We start from the raw sequence: 20,657 nt of genomic DNA, 5'->3' as shown, positions 1-20,657 counted from the left end.
TAGGGTATGCACTTCTGCGTTTGATATAGTCTGCGTCATGGTCCGTCTCCTTTGGATAAAAGTGTGGTAACTAATATCCTGGCACATTGTGATGCCGTTTAAGAAGCGGGACGGACCATCCCATTAGACCCCAATCGCCTCATCTTGGATAAGGCTCCAACAAAAGCATCCAGTTGGAGCGGTCTTGCAAAGGCCGCGATTCTCTGAAAAAAATCGCCTCATCTTGGATAAGGCTCCAACAAAAGCATCCTGTTGGAGCGGTCTTGCAAAGGCCGCGATACTCATCCATCCAATCACATTCGCTTCGGCTTCGCCTAGATTCTACAATAGGGACACCAACCTTATAGAGGCTCCCAGCTGTGAACCGTCGAATTGCCACTCTGATTGCGACTGCACGACCCAACTTCTTAATCCTTACCTTCGTCTGTGTCTTGTTAGGCATCGCAACGGCGAGCCAGGTCACATCCATAAATCTTGGATTAGCTGCACTAGTTCTTATCACTGCGCTATTGGCTCACATAAGCGTCAACATGCTCAATGAGTACCATGACTACTGCTCAGGCTTAGACTTAACCACTGATCGAACCCCCTTCAGTGGCGGCAGTGGTGCGCTTCCCAGCCATCCTGAGTCTGCTAAAGAGGTTAAAAGTGTCGCATTAACACTGCTTTCACTGTGCACGCTGTCTGGGCTCTATTTAATGCAACAGAACCTTGCTCTGTTAATGCCTTTGGGGATTTTGGGTCTCTTTATTGTTTTAACCTACACCCCGGTACTGAACAGACACCCAATCGCTTGCCTAATCTCTGCGGGAATTGGCTTTGGGCCGATCATGGTTTTGGGTACCCACATTAGCCTGACCGGCGGTCTGGCAGAGCAGGCTGTGCTGGCGTCCATCATTCCATTCTGTCTAGTGAACAATTTACTGCTATTGAATCAATACCCGGATATCGATGCAGACAGTGCCTCAGGCCGATACCACCTGCTCATCGCTTATGGACGCCATACCGGCGCCAAGGTATACACCCTATTTAACTCGGTTATGATCGCTGGGATGGTACTGCTTATTCAGACAATGGGAACAGATCTATTTGGGCTACTAGTTGGTGTGGTTGTTTCAACCGCCGCGATCAGGCTCTCTATTTTGGTTTTAAACAATGCCGCTAATCAGACGAAACTCAATCAATTGATGGGCCCCAATGTTGCGCTCACACTGGCTACACCTACGATGTTATCGATCTTAATGATGTGGAGTTAAGGCAAAAAAATGGGGCCAAAGGCCCCAAAGATCACTGCGAAAACGGTTAAATCATTCACAAGAAGAGAGTGATAAATCACGCTCTGGAAAGATGTAAGTATCATAGCACCATTATTACCAAAAACAATAACCTAATCACAAAATGTCATATAAAATTTTGGCACAAAAAAACCCGGCACAATAACCGGGTTTTTGTAAGGAATATGATTAGTTCAACGGAGGAACTGCATCAATCCAATGTTTTTCAGCGTAGTCACGCTGCTCTACACCCTTACGTGCTTGGTAGTGAGCACGAGCAGCAAGATCCATTGCTTTCTGGAATTCACCAGCAGCAATCGCCTCTTTAGACTCTTTCAAGTACTTTTTAGTATCACGCCAAGCAAAGCCTGCTTCTTGTGACTCTTTGTACTTAGCCTTAGCAGCATCGAATAGTGCTTGAGCATTTTCAGCGTTAGCTGGTTTCGATGCCAAAGCTTCTTCGATTGTCTGTGTGCTGTACTTCTTGCCGTTCCATTCAAACGTGCCGTTAGCACCTTGAAGGGCACGAGCTGCATCAAATGCTTCACTGAAGCTTTGAGCAGAAGCCATAGAGCTCAGTGTAAGTGCAGCAACAGCTGCGATCGAAATGATCTTTTTCATCTGTTTGCCCCTTACTTACGTGCGCCAGGACCGTTAACGATGAGACCGTTAGACATGTAAGTCTGGAAGTACTCAAGGTTACGGAAAGTTTCGCTTTGTGGCTTCAAGTACTCTGAACGAGAGTCACGGTGACAGCCTTCGTAACGACGGTGTAGTGTACCGATGTTACCCCATTTAGAACGTACTACAGGGAAGTGTGTAGTGTGACCTAGCGCTGGGCTTGGAAGGTCGGCACGAACCAAACGGTTAGTACCAGTCAAATGACAGTCAGCACATGATAGGTTCAACTGACCACGCTTAGAGTAGAAGAACTTTTTACCATCTAGGTAAGCCGCTTTCGCCTCATCGTTTGGAATCTCAATTGCAAACTCGTTACCGCGTGAAGTGTAGGCCATGTATGCAGAGATCTCTGCAATAGCGCCCTTCTTCCAGCCTAGTGGTTTCTCACCGTTTGTCATACGACACTCGTTGATCGCCATCTCTAGAGTTACAACTGTTTTACGCTCGTCGTTCCAGTATGGGAAGTTTTGACGAATGCCAATACCACCGTTCTCGAAACAGTCAGCGTAACCTTTACCGTTTGCGAAAGGCGTATTGAATAGCTCTTCACCCTTTTCGAGGTCTAGCTCGTAAGGAGGGAACTCTTCAATCTCTTCCCACTGCGCACGAGACGCAGCGTCAACAGCATAGATACCGTTTACGTACTCACTCATTGGAGTGTCTGGGAAACGGTTTTTCATATATTCTTGCAGTGCAATGCGGTCAGCTTCTGGATCGACAGTTGCGACAGTAGCTCCCGTAGTTGCTGCCATTGCCATTTGGCTAGCAGCTGCAACACTCAAACCAAGTAGTGTGCTTTTTATTATATTCATGCGTCCTCCGTAAGCAGAGATCAATTACTTGATCTTTGCAGATTCGGTGCCAGTTGCGCCTGTGTTTTCAGACCAAGCAACAGATAGTTCTTCACCCTTAGCGCCACCTTCGAAAGTGAATGCTAGGTATGGGTTTTTAGAGATAGCTGTGTTTAGGTTCGCTTCAAACACGACTTTGCCGCCGTGAGAAACAGACACAGTATCCAGGAATTTAGCTGGGATAAGATTGCCATCTTTACCCTTCTGAAGACCTGTATCCATGTTGTGTTTAGCCATCATTTTAACGGTAGTTTTACCGCCACGTGCGCTAGCTTTAACTCGAAAAATCTTAGCCATTATACTTCTCCTAATCTAAACCGCTTATTAACCGCCACAGCCACCGATAGTGACTTTAACTTCTTTGGTAGCGCTGTAAGTCTTGCCACCAGCCTTAACAACTGCAGTTACGTTAGTTGTTTTACCCATGCGTACACGAGTAGACACGTCTGCAGCAGTACCAGCAGGGATACCGAACTCAGCCGCTAGAGGCGTTGGGTTCTGCTCTACAAAGATAGCCATTGATTCAACGTTAGCCAGCTTAGATTCAACTGATACAGGTACAACTGCACCGTTCTCAGCGATATCTGGAGCTTTCAACATTACGTCAGCACTTGCTTCTGCAGCGCTTCCGTATAGTGCGTTTAGCGCATCAGCTTGTGATTTTGCGTTAAATGCATCTTTATTCCATGCAGCAACTGCCACGCGTGGCATCATTGCACCTAGACCGATTAGCGCACCGCTTGCAGCGATCGCTTTTACAACTGTACGACGATTCATGCTCATTTTACTCCACCTAAATCGAGTCTAATTAGTACTGATAAATGTATTCTACGACTGCGTCGATTTCATCTTCTGTCAAAATATTATGCTTACCCATTGGTGGCATGATAGACAGAGGATTCTTCGCAGTAGCATCCCAAATTTGAGCACGAAGCTCAGCTTTATTTGGGTAGCGTGCTTTCATAGCAATAATCATAGGACCCTGGTTACCAGCTTGGTTGGTAATAGGATCTTGAATGTTGTGACAAGCAACACAGTTACCACGTGACTTACCGTGGTAGATTGCTTGGCCTTCTTTGATCATCGCTTCGCTATGTGAACCCGCGACTGCAGAACCGGTGAATGCTACACCTGCAACTGCTAGGGCTGAGATCAACTTTCGCATGGTCACTCCTTCAGTGATCGTGCACTTTCGTGCTTGTTATTATAAAAAACAGGGCGGCGTTAACCGCCCCGCCATCCGTCAATTATTGACTAGATTCTGCCATGTAGGCAACCGCATTAGCGACAGCTTCGTCAGATAGGTCCATACGACCACCTTTCGCTGGCATAATGCCGTTATCACCCTGGTAGCCATTGATCGCGTGGTCTACTAGGACATCCATACCTTGTGCGATACGTGCTTCCCATGCAGCCTGATCACCTAGCTTAGGTGCGCCTGCGATACCCATACCGTGACATGCGGCACAAGCACCTTCGTAAGTCGCCTTACCCTCTTTAGCAGCAGCTGATAGCTCAGCAGGCTTAGCAGAGTGAGACTCCTCTTCAACTTCAACACCCAGTGCTTTTAGACGCTCTTTCTCTTTCGCTTGCTCAAGAGCGTGTTGCTCTTCGTGAGAAGCGGCAGGACCGTCAGCACCTTCAACGAAGTGACCGACTGGGGTTACACCACCGATAGTACCGGTGATCATGATCGCATTAGGATCTTTACAGTCAGACATACAACGCGTGTTCTTAACATCAGGACGCGGATCTACGAAGAAATTCTCTTCGTTTGGCATCTTGATGTCAGCAAGGTTTTCATTTGTTAGTACGAAGTCATCTTCTACGATCTCGTTCATGTACAGAATGTACGCAGAGATTGCGTATGTCTCATTCGGAGTCAATGAACGTGGAGCCGTAAATGGCATCGCACGGTAGATGTAATCGTAAAGAGTCGAAGCGAAAGGCCAGTAAGAGCCTACAGTTTTAGTAGGACGGTCCTGAGCAAGAGTACCCTGACCACCTACAAGCACTGGCCAACGGCCTTCACCTTCACCAAATAGACCGTGACACACAGCACATTTAGCTTCGTAAAGACCTTCACCGTCTTCTACCGAACCTTCACCTACTGGAAGACCCATACCGTCAGGACGTACATCGATGTCCCAACCAGCGATCTCTTCAGCAGTCGCGGTACGACCGAAGCCGAATGATTCACCCGCGTTTACAGAACCAGCAACTAGTGAGCCGGCAACTGCAGCAGCAACTAGGGTTGGCTTAAGAGAGTTGAACATTCGAAACCTCCCCAGTGTTAGCAACTTTCCAAGTATGGATAGCGTTCTTGTGGTAGATAGACTCAACACCACGAACTTCACGAAGCTGCTTAAGTGTTGGCTGTACGTAACCTGTCTCATCGATCGCACGCGCTTGTAGCAACCATGGCTGACCATCCCACTTAGTCACAAGACTGAAGCGAGTCAGAGCTTTTTCAAGAACTAGACCTTTCAGGTTAGCTGGCGTCCAAGAGACACCGCCGTCGAACGAGATATCTACCTGTTTGATCTTACCACGACCAGACCATGCAAGACCTTCGATCTCGATCATGCCTGGGCTAAGGATTGGTTTTTCAGGACATGGGCTAGTGATAACCGAGTTAGTTTCCTGAACGAATGTAAAGCGACGCGCACGGCCATCAGCCATGAGGTCTGTGTACTTAGACGTCTCTTCACGGTGGTGCCAAGGCTTATCACCGACTTCAAGACGACGAAGCCATTTAATAGAGGTATTACCTTCCCAACCTGGGTTAAGAAGACGAACTGGGTAACCCTGTTCTGGACGAAGCATCTCACCGTTCTGTGCGTAAACAATCAGAGCATCATCAAGACACTTCTCGATTGGGATAGAACGAGACATGTGCGCACCGTCAGCACCTTCAGCAAGTACCCACTTACCTTCTGGTTTAACGCCCGCTTCTTCAAGAAGAACGCGTAGAGGAACACCTGTCCACTCACAGCAGCTTAGCATGCCGTGTGTAAACTGAAGCGCTTCCATCTGCGCACCACGCCACTCCATACCACCGTTCGCTGGACACTCAAGGAACTTGATGTGCGACTCAGATGGGAAGCGCATTAGATCTTCCATAGTGAAGATCAGTGGGCGCTCAACAAGGCCGTGGATGATTAGGCGGTGCTCTTCAGGATTAATTGTTGGAACACCACCGTGGTAGCGCTCAAACACAAGTCCGTTTGGCGTAATGATACCTTTCAGCTCGTGAAGAGGTGTCATTGAGATTGAAGAGATAGACTCAGCTGTCAACCAAGGTACGGTACGGCGAACAACATCACTTTCGAATTTCGAAGGGTTGCCGTACGGGTATTCAATAACACCGTGACCTAGCTGCTTACCCCAAGTTGGCTCATTTGGTGGCAAGTTGTTTGAGTTAAGTAGAGCATCAGATGCCGTTGCAGTGCCTGCGACACTAGCAGCAGCAACACCGCCTACAGCAGCGATACCCTTGCGGAGAAAATCACGACGATCGTTAGTAGAGAGTCCTTCTGACTCGCTCGCAAGCTGGGACATTAGCTCACGTGTCGTCGGCCCTTTGATGATTTTGGCCATCAATTGCCTCCCGGCTGTTTGTGAATTATCAAAATTAGTTCTAGCGGAACGAATTCTACGTTCCCAATCACCATATATGCAAATTAATTATAGCTATATAAAACTTTTAGCTATAACGAATCGATATAAGTCGGTTTAGTGACAACAAAATGACAGCCAAACCCTCGGAACTACAGGGATTAACCTAGCACATAGGAAAGTTATGACCATCAATAAGCGATCGGCATTAGCCTAAAGGACTAGTGCAGTGCAACATGATAAAAACCGGGATTTTGGAAGATTTCCAGCGTTTTACAGGGAGGTGATTTCTATCTTTTCGACCACCTGAACGGCCGGCTGTTTGTCAACTGTATCGGCGTGTGAAGTGGTCAATTTTAGAATGGCTGACTCATCCTCTATACCGTGAGCGTATCCGGTTTTGAGAGATTTAAAATCAAACAGCTGCTCATCGGCCAGATGCGATGGGACGACATTGCACATCGCCCTGAACATAGACTCAATACGACCCGGGAACTGCTTATCCCACTGGTTCAACATCTCTTTGATTGATGCACGCTGCAGATTCTCTTGCGAGCCACACAAGTTGCAAGGAATGATCGGGAAGCCCTTCATCTCAGCGTACTCGGCAATATCCTTTTCACGCGAGTAGCTCAGCGGGCGTATCACCATATTTTTTCCATCATCTGAGACCAGCTTGGGCGGCATCCCCTTCAGCTTACCGCCATGGAACATGTTTAAGAACAGCGTCTCAATAATGTCATCACGGTGATGTCCTAGCGCTATCTTGTTGGCACCGATCTCATCTGCAAAGCCATACAGCGTGCCGCGGCGCAGACGCGAGCAGAGACCACAGGTGGTCTTGCCCTCAGGAATAACCGACTTAACCACCGAGTAGGTATCTTTCTCGATGATGTGGTACTCAATATCTAAAGAGTCGAGGTAGGCTGGAAGAATGTGTTCAGGGTATCCCGGCTGTTTCTGATCCATGTTGACGGCAACCAGATCAAAGTGGATCGGCGCACTTTTCTGTAGGTTGATCAGAATATCGAGAAGCGTGTAGGAGTCTTTACCACCGGACAGACAGACCATCACCTTATCGCCCTGCTCGATCATGTTGAAGGCCTCTATCGCCTGTCCCATTTCACGTCTGAGTCGCTTATGCAGCTTATTGAAGCGAAGCTTCTGCTTGCGATTGAGCTCATCTTGCTGGGTGTCGTCTTTCATGGTCTATCCGATCTAAATAATGTTTTGCCTAGTTAAATGGCGGCGCAAGTATAACGAAAAGGCAACAAAGCGACAGCCCTTACTGATCGCCTAACGCATCGAGCCAACCTATTTCACTGGCAGTCGCGGGCCCTATGTGAGCAAAACTCAAATCGGAGGGTAATACAGCCACTCCGGGCACAAGCGGAATCCTACCCCCCATCACCTCAGCTCGAGATTGAGGATAGAGCGGCACTTGAACAGGGTCGGCAAATCCATCCGGCCAAACCGGCTCAGCGGTTTCGGGATCATAACGATCCAAAGCCCCCAAAGTATGCAGCGCCTCATGGACCGCTACAAAGTGATTCAAGCCCTGAAAACGATCTGACGCGAAACCATTTACCAGCCCGATCCTACCCTTTTGCAAACCCAAGGAGTGTTTCATGGTGCTATTAAGCGTTGGTGAATAGTAGTTCATGAAGACACGAATAGTATTGTCATCCGCATCAAACTGATCATTCCCAGCCACCCACAAGCGCATTCGCAAACCCCACCATAGAGAGTCCAAAATACTCGCAGATTCTGGCGCTTCAGGCGGAAGTGACGTGACCACAGGATAGAGCTCGACCGACAGAGGCTTTTCAAGGGGAAGACCGTAGCGCCTAGACTCATCAGAGAAGAACTGCTCGATGTCGTTAAAATCGTCATCAGATAGCGTTGCAAGGTACTCTGCTGTTGCGATCGTTTGATCCGCATTCACAGGATAGATTCGCAGTGAGACCGGCTCTTGCCAATCGGGCGTTATCGACTCACTCTGCAAGCGATTGAGCCACAACACGAGCGCCAGCAACATCAGCGCAATATAGGAGATTGTCCGCCAACTCCACATCAGACAGCGACCTCAAGCGCCAGCCATGCGATGACAAAGTAGCGTATCGACTTTCCGATCAGTATAAACAGAAAACTGCTTAGCGGATTTAGGCGCAACCAACCAGCCATTAGACAGAGCGGATCTCCCACTACAGGTAACCAAGCCAGCAGCAGTATCACAGCACCGTATTTCCCTATCCAGCGTTTCGCTCTTTGATGCTGTGGCTTGTCCAACAGTGTCAGAGGGTATTTCAGAGCGATTAACCACCCCATAAAGAAGGAGAGCATCGATCCGGCCAAATTACCGACAATCGCAGTCAAGAGAAGTGGGTAGAAGTTCGCAGGGTTTTCAGCAACGTACCATGCCAACAATAGCTCGGAACCACCGGGCAAAAGCGTTGAAGAGATAAATGCAGCGAGCAGTAACTCCCAAGCCATTCAACCCTACTCCATTGCTGCCTGAACGCAGCGTAATACGCCCAAACTGTAGACGTTAGAGAAGTGCTCAAAAACGGGTTTGAGTGACGCGCCATGTATACTTGAGCTTTCCAAAATCTGCTGCTCAATTTGACTGATCTCTGATGGAGGCAGTTCAACCACGTCCGTTAACGCGAGATCACCCAAAGCGATCCAGTGCGCCAGAATATTGAACACCTGCTGTTCGGATAGATGAACCTGCCTAGCCACTTGATCGGTGGTCATGCCAGCACGATAGAGCTGTAGCACCTCCTCCTTCTGGTAATCCACCTCTTTCTCGCGTTCATTGGAGAGCGACTCGTTAATAACCTCTAGGAAGGCATCGCCGTAGAGTTCCAGTTTACGATCACCAATCCCAGATATACGACGCATCTGAATCAGCGAGGTTGGTTTGCGCTCCACCATCTCCATCAAGGTAGCATCATGGAAGATGACATAAGGTGGCACATTTTGTTCGTCAGAGAGCTGTTTACGACAGGCTCGGAGACCTTCCCAGAGTTTAAAGTCCTGATCATCCAGCTGCATCTCTGGTTTACGAGAGCGCCCACTGGCCATCGATGTGCGCAACTTGCGTTTATCTTTGCGTAACTGGATCTCCGTCTCGCCTTTCAGCAACGGACGGCATTTCTCAGCTAAGGAGAGCGAACCATGCTCTGCAGATACTTGTACCAACCCTTGAGCCACCAGCTGTCGAAACACTGATCGCCAGGTGTTTTTATCGATCTCTTTACCAATACCCCAAACCGAGAGCTTATCGAGACCGCGATCACGCGAACGATCCGAATGTTCCGCATGTAAAATTTCGATAATCGCATTAACGCCAAACTGCTGACCGGAACGATAAATAGCCGACAGCGCTTTCCGAGCCGCCTCTGTACCATCCCATACCTCGGGGGGTTCTAGGCAGTTGTCACAGTTACCACAGGGCTGGTGCTCTGTCTCACCAAAATAGGAGAGCAACACCTGACGTCGACAACTGGTGATCTCACACAGCCCCAACATCGCCTCAAGCTTTTGTCGCTCTATACGCTTCTGCTCATCAGGCGCCTGCCCTGATTCCAACATCTGCCTTTGAAAGATCACATCCTGAAGGCCATAAACCATCCAAGCGTTGGCCGGCTCACCGTCTCGACCGGCACGACCGGTCTCTTGATAGTAGGCCTCTACCGATTTCGGTAGATCCAGATGAGCCACGAAACGAACATTGGGCTTATCGATCCCCATACCAAAAGCGATCGTCGCGACCATAATCACCCCCTCCTCCGTCAGGAATCGGTGCTGATGATGCTCACGCAGTTGTGCATTTAATCCGGCATGGTAAGGCAGAGCGTTAAAGCCCTTTTCAGATAGCCAAGCGGCGGTATCTTCCACACGCTTTCGGGACATGCAGTAGACCACACCGGCATCCTGGGCATGTTCGGTGCGAATAAAGTTGAGAAGCTGCTCCCTTGCACGATCCTTCTGCATGATGCGATAGCGAATATTGGGACGATCGAACCCCTTAATAAAGACACGACCTGTCTGCAGTTGCAGTTTATCGATGATCTCCTGCTGAGTTCGAGCATCCGCCGTGGCAGTCAGTGCCACCCGAGGCACATTAGGGAAACGTTCCGCTAGAGAACCTAATTGAAGATACTCAGGTCTAAAGTCATGACCCCACTGCGAGACACAGTGCGCTTCATCAATCGCAAACAGTGCAAGCTGAGATTGCTGCAACAGTGACAGGGTTCTTGGTTGAAGAAGACGCTCGGGTGCGACATAGAGCAGATCCAGCTCACCATTCAACAGCGCCTGCTCTGTGGCCTGTAACTGGTTAAAATCGATGGCCGAATTGAGACATCCGGCTCGGATACCTAACTGTGACAGCGCACTGACTTGATCTTGCATCAAAGCGATCAGTGGCGACACCACCACCCCAACACCCGATCTGACAAGAGCCGGTAGCTGATAACAGAGTGATTTACCTCCGCCGGTCGGCATTATCACGAGTGCATCCTGACCCTCTAACAGGGTCTCTACGACGGACTGCTGCGGGTCACGAAACTCATTAAAACCGAAGGTGTGTAACAGTTGATGGCGGGCTTGTTCAATCATGCGCTCATTATCGGATATGCCGTGGATTAAGTCACTCAAACATAGGCACTTAATCGAGATAGGGGTACAATTAAAAGATTCAATCTATGGAAAACAGTAATGAATCAAAGTGTAGCTCTAATTAGCGAAGACGAACTGGATCAACTAGAGAACTTTTTAGACTCTGAAGCGGTGGCAGAGACCGCTCTTGATCTAGTCGGTGCACACGGGCTTTTATGCGCTCTTAACATCGCACCTGAAAAAGTCGACGAATCGACTTGGATGACGCTCATCTTCGACGAGAAGCCTAACTGGAGTAGCGCGGAGCAACAGGCTGAAATAGAGAACCTGTTGAGAAAATTGAACACTACCATCGCCAACGATCTCTACAGCGATCAAGAGATCTACTTGCCCTGCGATCTGAGCCTTGAAGCCGATGAAGAGGATGAGATCCCTGAGATTACACTCTGGGCTGAAGCCTTTATGGAAGGCGTATTCAGCAATGAAGAGGCCTGGTTCAGTGATGATGAAGAGTCGGTGGCCGGCCTCCTACTACCGATCATGGTGGCATCCGATCTATTCGATGAAGGTGAAGTAAAAGATATTCGTAAAGATCGCGCTCTGAGCGAAGAGATGTGTGAACAGATCCCAGAAATCCTAATCGATCTCTACCTACTGTTTAACGCACCAGAGAAGTAAACCTCTCTTCAAAGGATTCGGTTAAGCCTGCTCGTACAACTCTAACGGCAGGTCATCCGGATCAGCAAAAAAGAGAAAACGCTTGCCGGTATAGGGGTCAACCCTTACCGGCTCATGCCCTACCCCATTGTCAGCCAACCATTCGACCCACACCTCAATATCGCTTACGGCGAAGGCCAAATGGCGCAACCCCTGAGCTTCAGGGTAACTCAAACGTTGCGGAGCTCCGGGCATTGAGAAGAGTTCAACCTGGCCACCATCCGGTAGCGCTAGATCAAGCTTGTAAGAGTCACGCTCAGCTCGATAATTCTCATCCAATACCGTCAATCCAAGAAGTTCTGTGTAGAACTGCTTGGATCGTTGGTAGTCACTGCAGATAATCGCCGCGTGATGAATCGAGTTGAGCTTAGGCTGCTTCATTAATAGCTGACACGAACGATATTGCCAGAGCGCAACACACGAACCTTATCGCCCGGTCTGAAGAAGAGATTGTTCTGCACACCCTGGACGATGGAGATGCGACCCCCCTTATCCATTAACAACTGAATCTCTTGCCCTTGAGTTTGTGAGCTGTTCTCTTGGATTTTAGAACCAGCAATACCGCCGGCTACTGCACCCAAGACCGTCGCAATAGATGATCCTTTACCGCCACCAATGGTTGAGCCTGCAATACCACCGACAATAGCACCAGCACCCACACCAACAGGATTGTTAGGATCACCATTAATGATCACCGGTGTCACCTGCTCGACAGTCGCGTACTCAACCGTCTGAACCTGGCGTGCATCGGCAGCGGTGTAGGCTGTTCCTTGCAGGTTCTGCTGCATACAACCAGTTAATGCAACTGCGGCCACTGCACCAATCAACACTCTATTCATTCGCATAACAGACTCCCAATCGTTATTGATAGATTAAGCTTAGACAGAAAGCACGAATTCTGCATTAAAAAATGGCGAGTCGATCAACAAACCAGATCATTCCCATGATGCCGATCACCAGTGAAGCCGGAACCACAACAATACGGTGGTAGAGTTTCTCTGAGCTAAACCAGTAAGCGACACCAAAATAGGCAATCAACACCACGGCGAGCTGGCCCAACTCAACGCCAACATTAAAGGCTAATAACGCAGCTACAAAATCATCCGTCGGCATCCCAAACTCCGACAGCATGGTGGCAAAGCCGAGACCATGAAGCAGACCGAAACCGAACACGACGGGAAGACGGAAACGATTAATTTTGGATGAGAAAAGATTCTCTATAGCAACGTAGGCGATCGATAACGCAACCAGAGGCTCTACGATACGAGGCGAGATCGAAATAATCTCCAAAGTACCCATTGCCAAGGTAATCGAGTGGGCAATGGTAAACATCGTAATCTGTAGGGCAATCGGCTTTAAACGACGACTCAGTAGGAAGATCCCCAGTACGAACAGGATGTGATCCAACCCTTTGGGAAGAATGTGCTGAAAACCACCTAGGGTGTAAGTTTTCACCACCTGCGCAAAACTCGGTTTGGCAAACACCTCATTCAGCATGAACGGTTCAGTTGGCTTATCCTCTTTTACCCACTGGTGTGACGACCAGTGCCACTCGTTATTGGCCTCATCTACCTGTCTGACTCGAGTCGCATGATCGCCAAACGCCATGGGGTAGTACCAGGTTAGACTTTGAGTCTCCCGGGGGATTCGCCCTTTCAAGATAATCACACTATTGCGAGGCACCTTGGTATAGCCTGGGGGTGGCACGACTAGCTCTTTTAGCTGCAACTCAGCGGGCGTTCCATCAAGCTTCAACTCAACACCCTCTAGGAGCGTCGGCATGAACTTTTTAAACTCCGCCTCAAGCTCTGCCGACTCCATTGCACGGTAATGGTCGTATTGATCTGAGTTAGGCGCCTCTTGAGTGTTTCGATACTGTCCATTGATACCGGTCAGAAGTGCTTCGAGGCTGGCACGGATCTCAATCTCTACCACTTCAGTCGTATTTGCAGAGATCTCTATCAATGCAGGCTTCACAACATCAGCCCTAACTGGGTAGAATAAGGATGTAACTAATGTGCATATAACGAAAATGCCTGGAATTAGTCTCACTGGTATGTCTCTAGTAATAAGCATGCGTGCTTTTGGTGGATTTCAGCCTGTGGGCCCTTTAAGAAGAGTGGGAAACTAAGATAACTATGAATCGTCGTCAACTATTGAAGGCTATGGCCGCCGCTGCTGCAGCAGGAAGCCTACCAGCAATTTACACTTCTCGCGCGCTAGCAAGCAACACTGCTCCAAGCGGATTTTATGATGTTCCAATGGAAGGTGATGTTCGTATCCTTCACATTACAGACGTTCACGGCCAGCTAAAGCCTGTCTACTTCCGTGAGCCAAACGTCAACCTTGGTGTCGGTGATGCATTTGGTCGTCCACCACACGTTGTCGGCAAAAATTTCCTTAAGGAGATGGGTCTTTCAGAGAACTCTCCTGAAGCTTACGCATACACCTACCTTAACTTCCTAGAAGAAGCTAAGAAGTACGGTCGTACGGGCGGTTTCGCACACGTTAAAACACTTCTAGATCGTCTACGCGATCAAGCGGGCGGACGCCAAAACACACTAACCCTTGATGGTGGTGACCTATGGCAGGGATCGGGTACTTCACTGTGGACACGTGGTGTCGACATGGTTGAGGCATCTAACATTCTTGGCATCGACGTCATGGTCGGTCACTGGGAGTTCACCTACCGTGAAGAGGAAGTTCTTTCGAACGTTGCTCTGTTCAAAGGCGACTTCATCGGTCAGAACGTTAAAGTACTAGAAGACTCACTGTTTGGTGATGAGTACTACGAAATGGTTGAGCGTTTCGATGGCCGTGGTCTGTACGACGAAGATACGGGTCATGCGTTCCAGCCATACGTGATTAAAGAGATCAACGGCAAGCGTATCGCTGTAGTAGGCCAAGCCTTCCCACGTACCTCAAACGCCAACCCTAAAGAGTTCTTCCCAGACTGGTCTTTCGGTCTTCGTGAACCAGAGATGATCGAGCTTGTTCAGCAGATCCGTGAAGAGGAGCAGCCAGACGCGGTTGTTCTTGTATCGCACAACGGTATGGACGTCGACATCAAGATGGCTGAACGTGTTCCTGGCCTGAATGCTGTATTCGGCGGTCACACTCACGATGGTGTTCCACAACCGATCAAAGTTAAGAACGTTGACGGTGGCGAATGTTGGGTAACCAACGCAGGTTCAAACGGTAAGTTTGTCGGCTGTATGGACTTCTCGATCGAAGATGGCCAGATCACCAACATGACTTACAAACAGCTACCTGTTATCTCTGATTGGCTTGAAGCTGACGGTGAGATGGAAGCGTACATCAACCAGATGCGCCAAGGTCGTTACGATGAGAACATCATCGAAGCGCGTAACAAGAAGTGGCAGAACAACCCAATCCGTGTCGGCAAAACCTTCGAAGAGATTCTTCAAGAGAAACTGGCTAAAGCGGATCGTACTCTTTACCGTCGCGGTAACTTCATGGGCACTTGGGACCAAGTTATCTGTAACGCACTTCGTTGGGAGTACAAGGCAGACATCGCACTATCAGCCGGCGTTCGTTGGGGTACCACTACTCTAGAGGGTGAGTGGATCACAATGGAAGATGTCATGAGCCAGTGTGCAACAACCTACTCTGAAACTTACGTTCAAGAGATGACTGGTAAAGCGATCAAAGAGATGCTTGAAGGCGTTGCCGACAACCTATTCGATCCAGATCCATACCTACAATCAGGTGGCGACATGGTTCGCGTGGGTGGTCTTGACTACACCATCGATCCAACCAAACCACTTGGCCAGCGTATCTCTGAAGTACGCCTAGACAACGGTGAAGTGATTGCTGATGACAAGAACTACAGCGTCTCTGGTTGGGCAACTGTTAACCGCACACCAGAGGGTCGACTACTCTGGGATATCATTGCTGACTACCTAAAAGCAGAACGCGATGAGAACATGGTGATCAAACTACCTAAGGTGAACAACCCTAAAGTGGTGGGTGTCTCTGACAACCCAGGTTTCGCTGACTACCCAGGTGATTGGGCATAACAGCCTACCCCATTAAAAAACCCGCCTAGTGCGGGTTTTTTATTGCTATGAGAAACCTGGACAAATAGCAGTTCAGAATATCGCGACCTTTTTAAGATCGCTCCAACAAAAAATTGAAGCAAAAAAAAACCCGCCTAAAAAGACGGGTAACGTTCAAGCAACGAAAGGACAATGAAAAGGGTTAACCCTGAAGCATTTTGAAAAGCTCATCTTTCAGTTCAAGACGACGCTTTTTAAGTTCCTCTTCACGACTGGTCGTGGTCGGTTCAACTTCAGCTGCAGCAAGCTCAGCCTGCTTAGTAATTTCGTGGTACTCATCAAACAGACGAGAGAAGTGGTTGTTTGATGTTTTAAGCTCATGAATACGTTCGCGGTACTCTGGAAGTTCATGAACTAGATCGTGGTGTTCTCCGATCATTTTTTACTCCTAATTCCATACAGTGTTGATGGTTCTAATATGCCCTACTCTTCTCCATCGTCCATTGATTGAAATCAATTAAAACGAATCTCTCTGAACAATGGACTTAACAGGCGTTTACCTGTACCTTTTTCGATCCTTTTTTGGCGATCAACTACACTTTTAAGATTATGGAAACTCTTTCACTCCAACCTCGCGATTTTGCAAACGGTGACGTTCAACTGCCAGGCTCAAAAAGCCTATCAAACCGAATTCTTCTTCTAGCTGCACTGGCGGAAGGTGAAACCAAGGTAACCAACCTGCTAGACAGCGCAGACGTTACCCACATGCTGAATGCACTAAAAACGTTGGGTGTCTCTTATGAGCTAGCTGATGATCGTCGCTCGTGCGTTGTCACCGGTGTGGCAGGTCCTTTCAAGCAGCAAAGTGCTGAGATGTTCCTGGGCAACGCCGGTACTGCAATGCGCCCACTAACCGCCGCACTGTGCCTTGGTTTAGGTGAGTTCACACTGACCGGTGAACCTCGCATGTACGAGCGTCCTATCGAGGACTTGGTTGATGCTCTGCGTCAAATTGGCGCTGATATTGAGTACCTAAAAGATGAAGGCTACCCGCCACTAAAGATTAACGCTCAACAGCTAAAAGGCGGACGAGTATCGATTCGAGGCAACATCTCGAGCCAATTCTTGACTGCGCTACTGATGGCCGCTCCAATGGCACAGCAGGATCTAGAGATCGTTGTCGATGGCGAGCTGGTCTCTAAGCCTTACATCGATATCACCCTGCACTCGATGAAGCTGTTTGGTGTTGAGGTCGAGAACAACAACTACCAGAGCTTTGTCGTTAGAGCCGGACAGACTTACCAGTCGCCCGGTGAAGTGATGGTTGAAGGTGATGCCTCATCAGCCTCCTACTTCCTAGCTGCAGCGGCTATTGCTGGCGGAACGATTCGCGTCTACGGCGTCGGTTCTGAATCGGTACAAGGCGACAAAGCCTTCGCTGAAGTGCTCGGTAAGATGGGTGCTAAGGTCACTTATGGCCCAACTTGGGTAGAGGTCTCTAAAGGCGAACTGAACGGTGTAGACCTGGATCTGAACGCCATTCCCGATGCTGCAATGACGATTGCCACAACCGCCCTGTTCGCAAAAGGCCCTTCAGCCATTCGTAATGTCTACAACTGGCGCGTCAAAGAGACCGATCGCCTAGCCGCAATGGCAACCGAACTGCGTAAAGTGGGTGCGGAAGTGGTGGAAGGCGAAGATTTCATCGAGATTACACCACCAGCCGAAATCCAGAGCGCCGCGATCGATACCTACGACGACCACCGCATGGCCATGTGCTTCTCACTCGCCTCGTTCGGCAACAGCGAGATCATCATCAATGACCCGGGCTGTACCAGCAAAACCTTCCCAGAGTATTTTGATCTGTTTGCTGAGGTTACGAAGTAACCTGCCCTTTAGGTGGTGACTGGCTTTCAGCCTGTCACCTCTACTTTAAAACATTCTACTCGCCTAAAGGCGGCCAGCCTTACTTTTTGGTCAGCAAAAAGTAAGCAAAAACTGACCACGCTCACTCGGCCTGCGGCACGCTCCGTTCAATGATTTTTCACTGAAGTCCAATAGGACACTGCAAACCGTTAATTGCTCCTGCATTAACGGAATACATGCCTTCCATGGCAATAAGTCGGCTCCTGCCTCCGTTGCAGACTTCGGCCATCCCGGCCTCAGCCGATTGAACTCTTAACCGTAAAAAATCATCGTACTCACTCTCGATCGGACGTGGACGATTGGCACGAGATTTGAGTCAGGCACATTGTTGGAGCGGTCTAGAAAAGGCCGCGATAGGTCTTAATGTGAATTTAGCTATTAGCACCGGTGTCTGGCTTTAGCCTGACATCCACTTTCCCAGCGATTTCCAGAAAGGTAGTAAAGCTAACCTGCGGATGACAGGCTGAAGGCCTGTCACCGAAACACTACTTATCCTGCTTTGAACCACCCATACACTTAGGACTCGCCGGGACTAAACCGGACTTTTCGGTCCACTCTGCTTGGGTGTATAGATGCATTGAGAGTGCATGAATGGGGTTTTGCATAAGATCTGACAGCAGGCCAAAAATGGTTTGATGGCGCTGAATTAGGCGTTTACCTTGAAAGTCATCACTAACCGCAACGAGCTTGAAGTGAGTATCCAAACGGTTACCACCGTGCATGTGGCTTTCGTTCTCTAACTCCATGTGAACTAGATTAAGGCCTTCATTGAGAAGGGTTTGGATCTGATCTTCTACTGACACCTTACTGATCCCCTTTCGCTGTTGATTCGGTTTTCACTTCAGCGAGTTTCTTAAATCGGTTTTGAATTTTACGAGTAATGAACCATACCGCACCAATCACCAGTGGGACAGAGACCCCGGTCGCAAGACTCTTATCGAAATCGACACCGGCACCATGCACCGCATCAATGAGGTACTTGACTAGGCCAACTGCGTAGTAGCTGATCGCAGCAACCGACAGACCCTCTACCGTATGCTGCATCATTAGCTGTATCTTGGATCGACGATCCATGGAGCTCAGTAGCTCTTGGTTCTGGTTCTCAATCGCCATCTCAACTCGGGTACGCATCATATCGGCTGCGCGGTTTACTCGACGCGATAGGTCGTCGAGTCGATTGTGCATGGTCTCACAGCCACGCACAGCAGGCGTCAATCTACGGATCAAAAACTCTTTCAAGGTCAGGTGACCAGAGACCTCATCCTCACGCAATTCATCCAATCGTGCCGCCATAACATCATGGTATGAGCGGCTAGCATTGAAACGGAAGGTGGTTCTCGCACGTTCAGCTTCAATATCGGCCGATAGGTTGATGAGCTCTGTCAAAAGCTGACTGTCATCTGAGTTATCACCCGTTGACAGGCGACGCGTCAGATCGGCCATTCGATTATCCATATCAGCAACAACCGGTGACAGCTTACGCGCTTCGCGAAGACCGAGCAGCGCTAACAAACGGTAGGTCTCAACTTCAATTACACGCTGCACCATTCGGCCCATCTGCCCTTTCGACATGCTGTTATTGAAGATTAGGAAACGGCCAAAGTTGTCGCTGTGCGTTCTAAATGTCGTCCAGATTTGTGCTGCACCATTCTGTGGCAGACTGCCGATCATCTGCATATCATCGAGCTGAGAGCGAACATCTTTGGGCTCTGGTAGTTCATCACCCTGAATGTTCTGAATGCGCATATGAAAAGCGGCTACCGCTTTACCTGGGTAGTTACTTAACCAGCCGTCTGGCAGTCGATCCAACGCCGTTGTGAAAAAGGGTTGTGTCGACGCTACCCCTTCACGTGAATCGGTGATGGTCAGTGACGTAAACTCGAGATGCTGCTCCCAACGGATGCGCAGATCGCCCGCTGTGTAGATATTACACGCCTGATCCACTCCGTCGTGTTCGATGTTGAGGGTATCTAGCAAGCGCTGGATGTGCTGACTCTGAATGGCACGCTCCTGTTGGTTTGCCAGCACCGCAATGTGGGTAATACTGGCATCCCCTGAAATGCGCTGGAACGGGCGCGAGTGCAGCTCGTCATAGAGCCAATCACGGTCTTCATGCCATTCCAATCCGTGTTGCTGCTGTGCGACAACCATCAGAGACTCCTTACTCTATATCCAGATTAGCCCGCATCAGGGGCTGATCGCTCAAATCAAAACTCATCAGTTGTAAATCGATGTCAAACCAACTCTTAAAGAGATCAAGCGAGAGCGGTTTGGGCCAAAAATCCTGAAACTCATCCCAGGCAGAGAGTTCGTTCTCAAAGATCGTCAACCAGTGCTGTTCAATCTCTGAGGTGAAATCCTCATCAGAATCGACCTCATCAAAGAGGTAGAGGTTGGCTTCACTGCGCAGCTCCTCTAGTGAAGGAACCGGCTCTTCTGAGCCCGCCAAAAGCCACTCATGAAAAGGAGCCTTGGGTTTAATGCTAATACCCGAGCGGTTGATCAAACGCATAGACTCTCCAATACATAGATTTACTTATAACCATATAACCTGACTATACCGCAGTTGCACAAAGGGAGCACTAGTAGATTTCGCTGAGTGGAAAAGGAACAAAAAAAAGGGGTCTAATGGGATGGTCCGTCCCGCTTCTTAAACGGCATCACAATGTGCCAGGATATTAGTTACCACACTTTTATCCAAAGGAGACGGACCATGACGCAGACTATAACAAACGCAGAAGTACATACCCTAGCAATTGATTTGGCGAAAACGAGTTTTCATATCCATGCGGCAGATCGATCAGGGGTGAAGATACACTCAAAGCCGGTAAATCGATCGAAGCTTATTCAATACGTATCGAACTTACAGCCTTGCACAGTAGTTATGGAAGCTTGTGGTGGAGCAAATCATTTTGCTCGGAAGTTCACAGCTATGGGGCATACGG

22 protein-coding genes and 1 pseudogene are annotated in these 20,657 nt (G+C 48.9%); 5 read left to right on the top strand and 18 right to left on the bottom strand.

Features of this window, described 5'->3' with window-relative positions; all coding sequences use genetic code 11:
* Window positions 1–359: 359 nt before the first annotated feature.
* Window positions 360–1,256, top strand: a complete 897-nt coding sequence (locus XMD564_RS11175) for a prenyltransferase (RefSeq protein ID WP_173484050.1) — start codon at window positions 360–362, stop codon at window positions 1,254–1,256.
* Window positions 1,257–1,463: 207 nt separating this feature from the next.
* On the opposite strand, the gene XMD564_RS11170 is transcribed toward XMD564_RS11175, so the two are convergent.
* The 11 genes from XMD564_RS11170 to recQ all read right to left on the bottom strand — a co-directional run bounded on the left by XMD564_RS11170 (window position 1,464) and on the right by recQ (window position 11,050).
* Window positions 1,464–1,895, bottom strand: a complete 432-nt coding sequence (locus XMD564_RS11170) for a hypothetical protein (RefSeq protein WP_173481085.1) — start codon at window positions 1,893–1,895, stop codon at window positions 1,464–1,466.
* Window positions 1,896–1,906: 11 nt separating this feature from the next.
* Window positions 1,907–2,767, bottom strand: coding sequence for a sulfur oxidation c-type cytochrome SoxA (soxA, locus tag XMD564_RS11165; protein ID WP_173481086.1), 861 nt, complete (start codon window positions 2,765–2,767; stop codon window positions 1,907–1,909).
* A 24-nt stretch (window positions 2,768–2,791) separates the two neighbouring features.
* On the bottom strand, window positions 2,792–3,103 hold the full coding sequence (gene soxZ / locus XMD564_RS11160) for a thiosulfate oxidation carrier complex protein SoxZ (protein WP_173481087.1): 312 nt from the start codon (window positions 3,101–3,103) through the stop codon (window positions 2,792–2,794).
* Window positions 3,104–3,130: 27 nt separating this feature from the next.
* A complete protein-coding gene (soxY, locus tag XMD564_RS11155; RefSeq protein ID WP_254442920.1) occupies window positions 3,131–3,583 on the bottom strand; it encodes a thiosulfate oxidation carrier protein SoxY in 453 nt (150 codons plus the stop codon).
* A 31-nt stretch (window positions 3,584–3,614) separates the two neighbouring features.
* A complete protein-coding gene (soxX, locus tag XMD564_RS11150) occupies window positions 3,615–3,971 on the bottom strand; it encodes a sulfur oxidation c-type cytochrome SoxX (protein WP_173481089.1) in 357 nt (118 codons plus the stop codon).
* Between the two features lie 82 nt (window positions 3,972–4,053).
* Entirely contained in the window at window positions 4,054–5,082 is a 1,029-nt protein-coding gene (locus tag XMD564_RS11145; protein ID WP_173481090.1) for a c-type cytochrome, read from the bottom strand.
* Window positions 5,066–6,406: a sulfite dehydrogenase gene (gene soxC, locus XMD564_RS11140; RefSeq protein ID WP_173481091.1), complete on the bottom strand. Its 1,341-nt coding sequence runs from the start codon at window positions 6,404–6,406 to the stop codon at window positions 5,066–5,068. The genes XMD564_RS11145 and soxC overlap by 17 nt, the downstream gene beginning before the upstream one ends.
* Window positions 6,407–6,697: 291 nt before the next feature.
* Window positions 6,698–7,630 carry a tRNA 2-thiocytidine(32) synthetase TtcA gene (ttcA, locus tag XMD564_RS11135; RefSeq protein ID WP_173508347.1) on the bottom strand — a complete coding sequence of 311 codons (933 nt, stop codon included), beginning with the start codon at window positions 7,628–7,630 and terminating at the stop codon, window positions 6,698–6,700.
* A 79-nt stretch (window positions 7,631–7,709) separates the two neighbouring features.
* Complete coding sequence (locus tag XMD564_RS11130; protein WP_173481093.1) at window positions 7,710–8,498, bottom strand: hypothetical protein; 789 nt, start codon at window positions 8,496–8,498, stop codon at window positions 7,710–7,712.
* A complete protein-coding gene (locus XMD564_RS11125; protein WP_173481094.1) occupies window positions 8,498–8,917 on the bottom strand; it encodes a YqaA family protein in 420 nt (139 codons plus the stop codon). Before XMD564_RS11125 ends, XMD564_RS11130 begins: the two co-directional genes overlap by 1 nt.
* 6 nt (window positions 8,918–8,923) lie before the next feature.
* A complete protein-coding gene (recQ, locus tag XMD564_RS11120; protein ID WP_173508348.1) occupies window positions 8,924–11,050 on the bottom strand; it encodes a DNA helicase RecQ in 2,127 nt (708 codons plus the stop codon).
* Between the two features lie 99 nt (window positions 11,051–11,149).
* Here recQ and XMD564_RS11115 point away from each other — a divergent pair, with 99 nt between their 5' ends.
* On the top strand, window positions 11,150–11,728 hold the full coding sequence (locus XMD564_RS11115) for a YecA family protein (RefSeq protein WP_173508346.1): 579 nt from the start codon (window positions 11,150–11,152) through the stop codon (window positions 11,726–11,728).
* A 21-nt stretch (window positions 11,729–11,749) separates the two neighbouring features.
* On the opposite strand, the gene XMD564_RS11110 is transcribed toward XMD564_RS11115, so the two are convergent.
* From XMD564_RS11110 to XMD564_RS11620, 3 genes are read right to left on the bottom strand one after another with little or no spacing between them, the layout of a single operon-like run.
* A complete protein-coding gene (locus tag XMD564_RS11110) occupies window positions 11,750–12,148 on the bottom strand; it encodes a VOC family protein (RefSeq protein ID WP_173481096.1) in 399 nt (132 codons plus the stop codon).
* Window positions 12,148–12,612, bottom strand: coding sequence for a glycine zipper 2TM domain-containing protein (locus tag XMD564_RS11105; protein WP_173481097.1), 465 nt, complete (start codon window positions 12,610–12,612; stop codon window positions 12,148–12,150). The genes XMD564_RS11110 and XMD564_RS11105 overlap by 1 nt, the downstream gene beginning before the upstream one ends.
* A 58-nt stretch (window positions 12,613–12,670) precedes the next feature.
* Window positions 12,671–13,744: a HupE/UreJ family protein gene (locus tag XMD564_RS11620; protein WP_173481098.1), complete on the bottom strand. Its 1,074-nt coding sequence runs from the start codon at window positions 13,742–13,744 to the stop codon at window positions 12,671–12,673.
* A gap of 161 nt (window positions 13,745–13,905) precedes the next feature.
* On the opposite strand from XMD564_RS11620, the gene XMD564_RS11095 reads away from it, so the two are divergent.
* Window positions 13,906–15,807: a 5'-nucleotidase C-terminal domain-containing protein gene (locus tag XMD564_RS11095; RefSeq protein WP_217362054.1), complete on the top strand. Its 1,902-nt coding sequence runs from the start codon at window positions 13,906–13,908 to the stop codon at window positions 15,805–15,807.
* 181 nt (window positions 15,808–15,988) lie between these two features.
* Here XMD564_RS11095 and XMD564_RS11090 read toward each other — a convergent pair whose 3' ends face one another.
* A complete protein-coding gene (locus XMD564_RS11090) occupies window positions 15,989–16,225 on the bottom strand; it encodes a YdcH family protein (protein ID WP_173481099.1) in 237 nt (78 codons plus the stop codon).
* 170 nt (window positions 16,226–16,395) lie between these two features.
* Here XMD564_RS11090 and aroA point away from each other — a divergent pair, with 170 nt between their 5' ends.
* Window positions 16,396–17,673: a 3-phosphoshikimate 1-carboxyvinyltransferase gene (gene aroA, locus XMD564_RS11085; RefSeq protein ID WP_173508345.1), complete on the top strand. Its 1,278-nt coding sequence runs from the start codon at window positions 16,396–16,398 to the stop codon at window positions 17,671–17,673.
* A 524-nt stretch (window positions 17,674–18,197) separates the two neighbouring features.
* Here aroA and XMD564_RS11080 read toward each other — a convergent pair.
* Genes XMD564_RS11080 through XMD564_RS11070 form a run of 3 tightly spaced genes read right to left on the bottom strand, consistent with a single transcriptional unit; the run spans window position 18,198 to window position 20,224 of the window.
* Window positions 18,198–18,515: a BolA family protein gene (locus tag XMD564_RS11080; RefSeq protein WP_173508344.1), complete on the bottom strand. Its 318-nt coding sequence runs from the start codon at window positions 18,513–18,515 to the stop codon at window positions 18,198–18,200.
* Between the two features lies 1 nt (window position 18,516).
* A complete protein-coding gene (locus tag XMD564_RS11075) occupies window positions 18,517–19,863 on the bottom strand; it encodes a DUF3422 family protein (protein WP_173484053.1) in 1,347 nt (448 codons plus the stop codon).
* Between the two features lie 10 nt (window positions 19,864–19,873).
* Window positions 19,874–20,224 (bottom strand): hypothetical protein, encoded by a 351-nt coding sequence (locus tag XMD564_RS11070; RefSeq protein ID WP_173481103.1) that lies wholly within the window; start codon window positions 20,222–20,224, stop codon window positions 19,874–19,876.
* Between the two features lie 201 nt (window positions 20,225–20,425).
* Here XMD564_RS11070 and XMD564_RS11345 point away from each other — a divergent pair.
* Window positions 20,426–20,657 (top strand): annotated as a pseudogene (locus XMD564_RS11345) (hypothetical protein); the annotation flags it as partial.

Source organism: Marinobacterium sp. xm-d-564 (assembly GCF_013283345.1).
Lineage (GTDB): Bacteria > Pseudomonadota > Gammaproteobacteria > Pseudomonadales > Balneatricaceae > Marinobacterium_E.
This window is presented reverse-complemented; position numbering and strand designations above follow the sequence as displayed.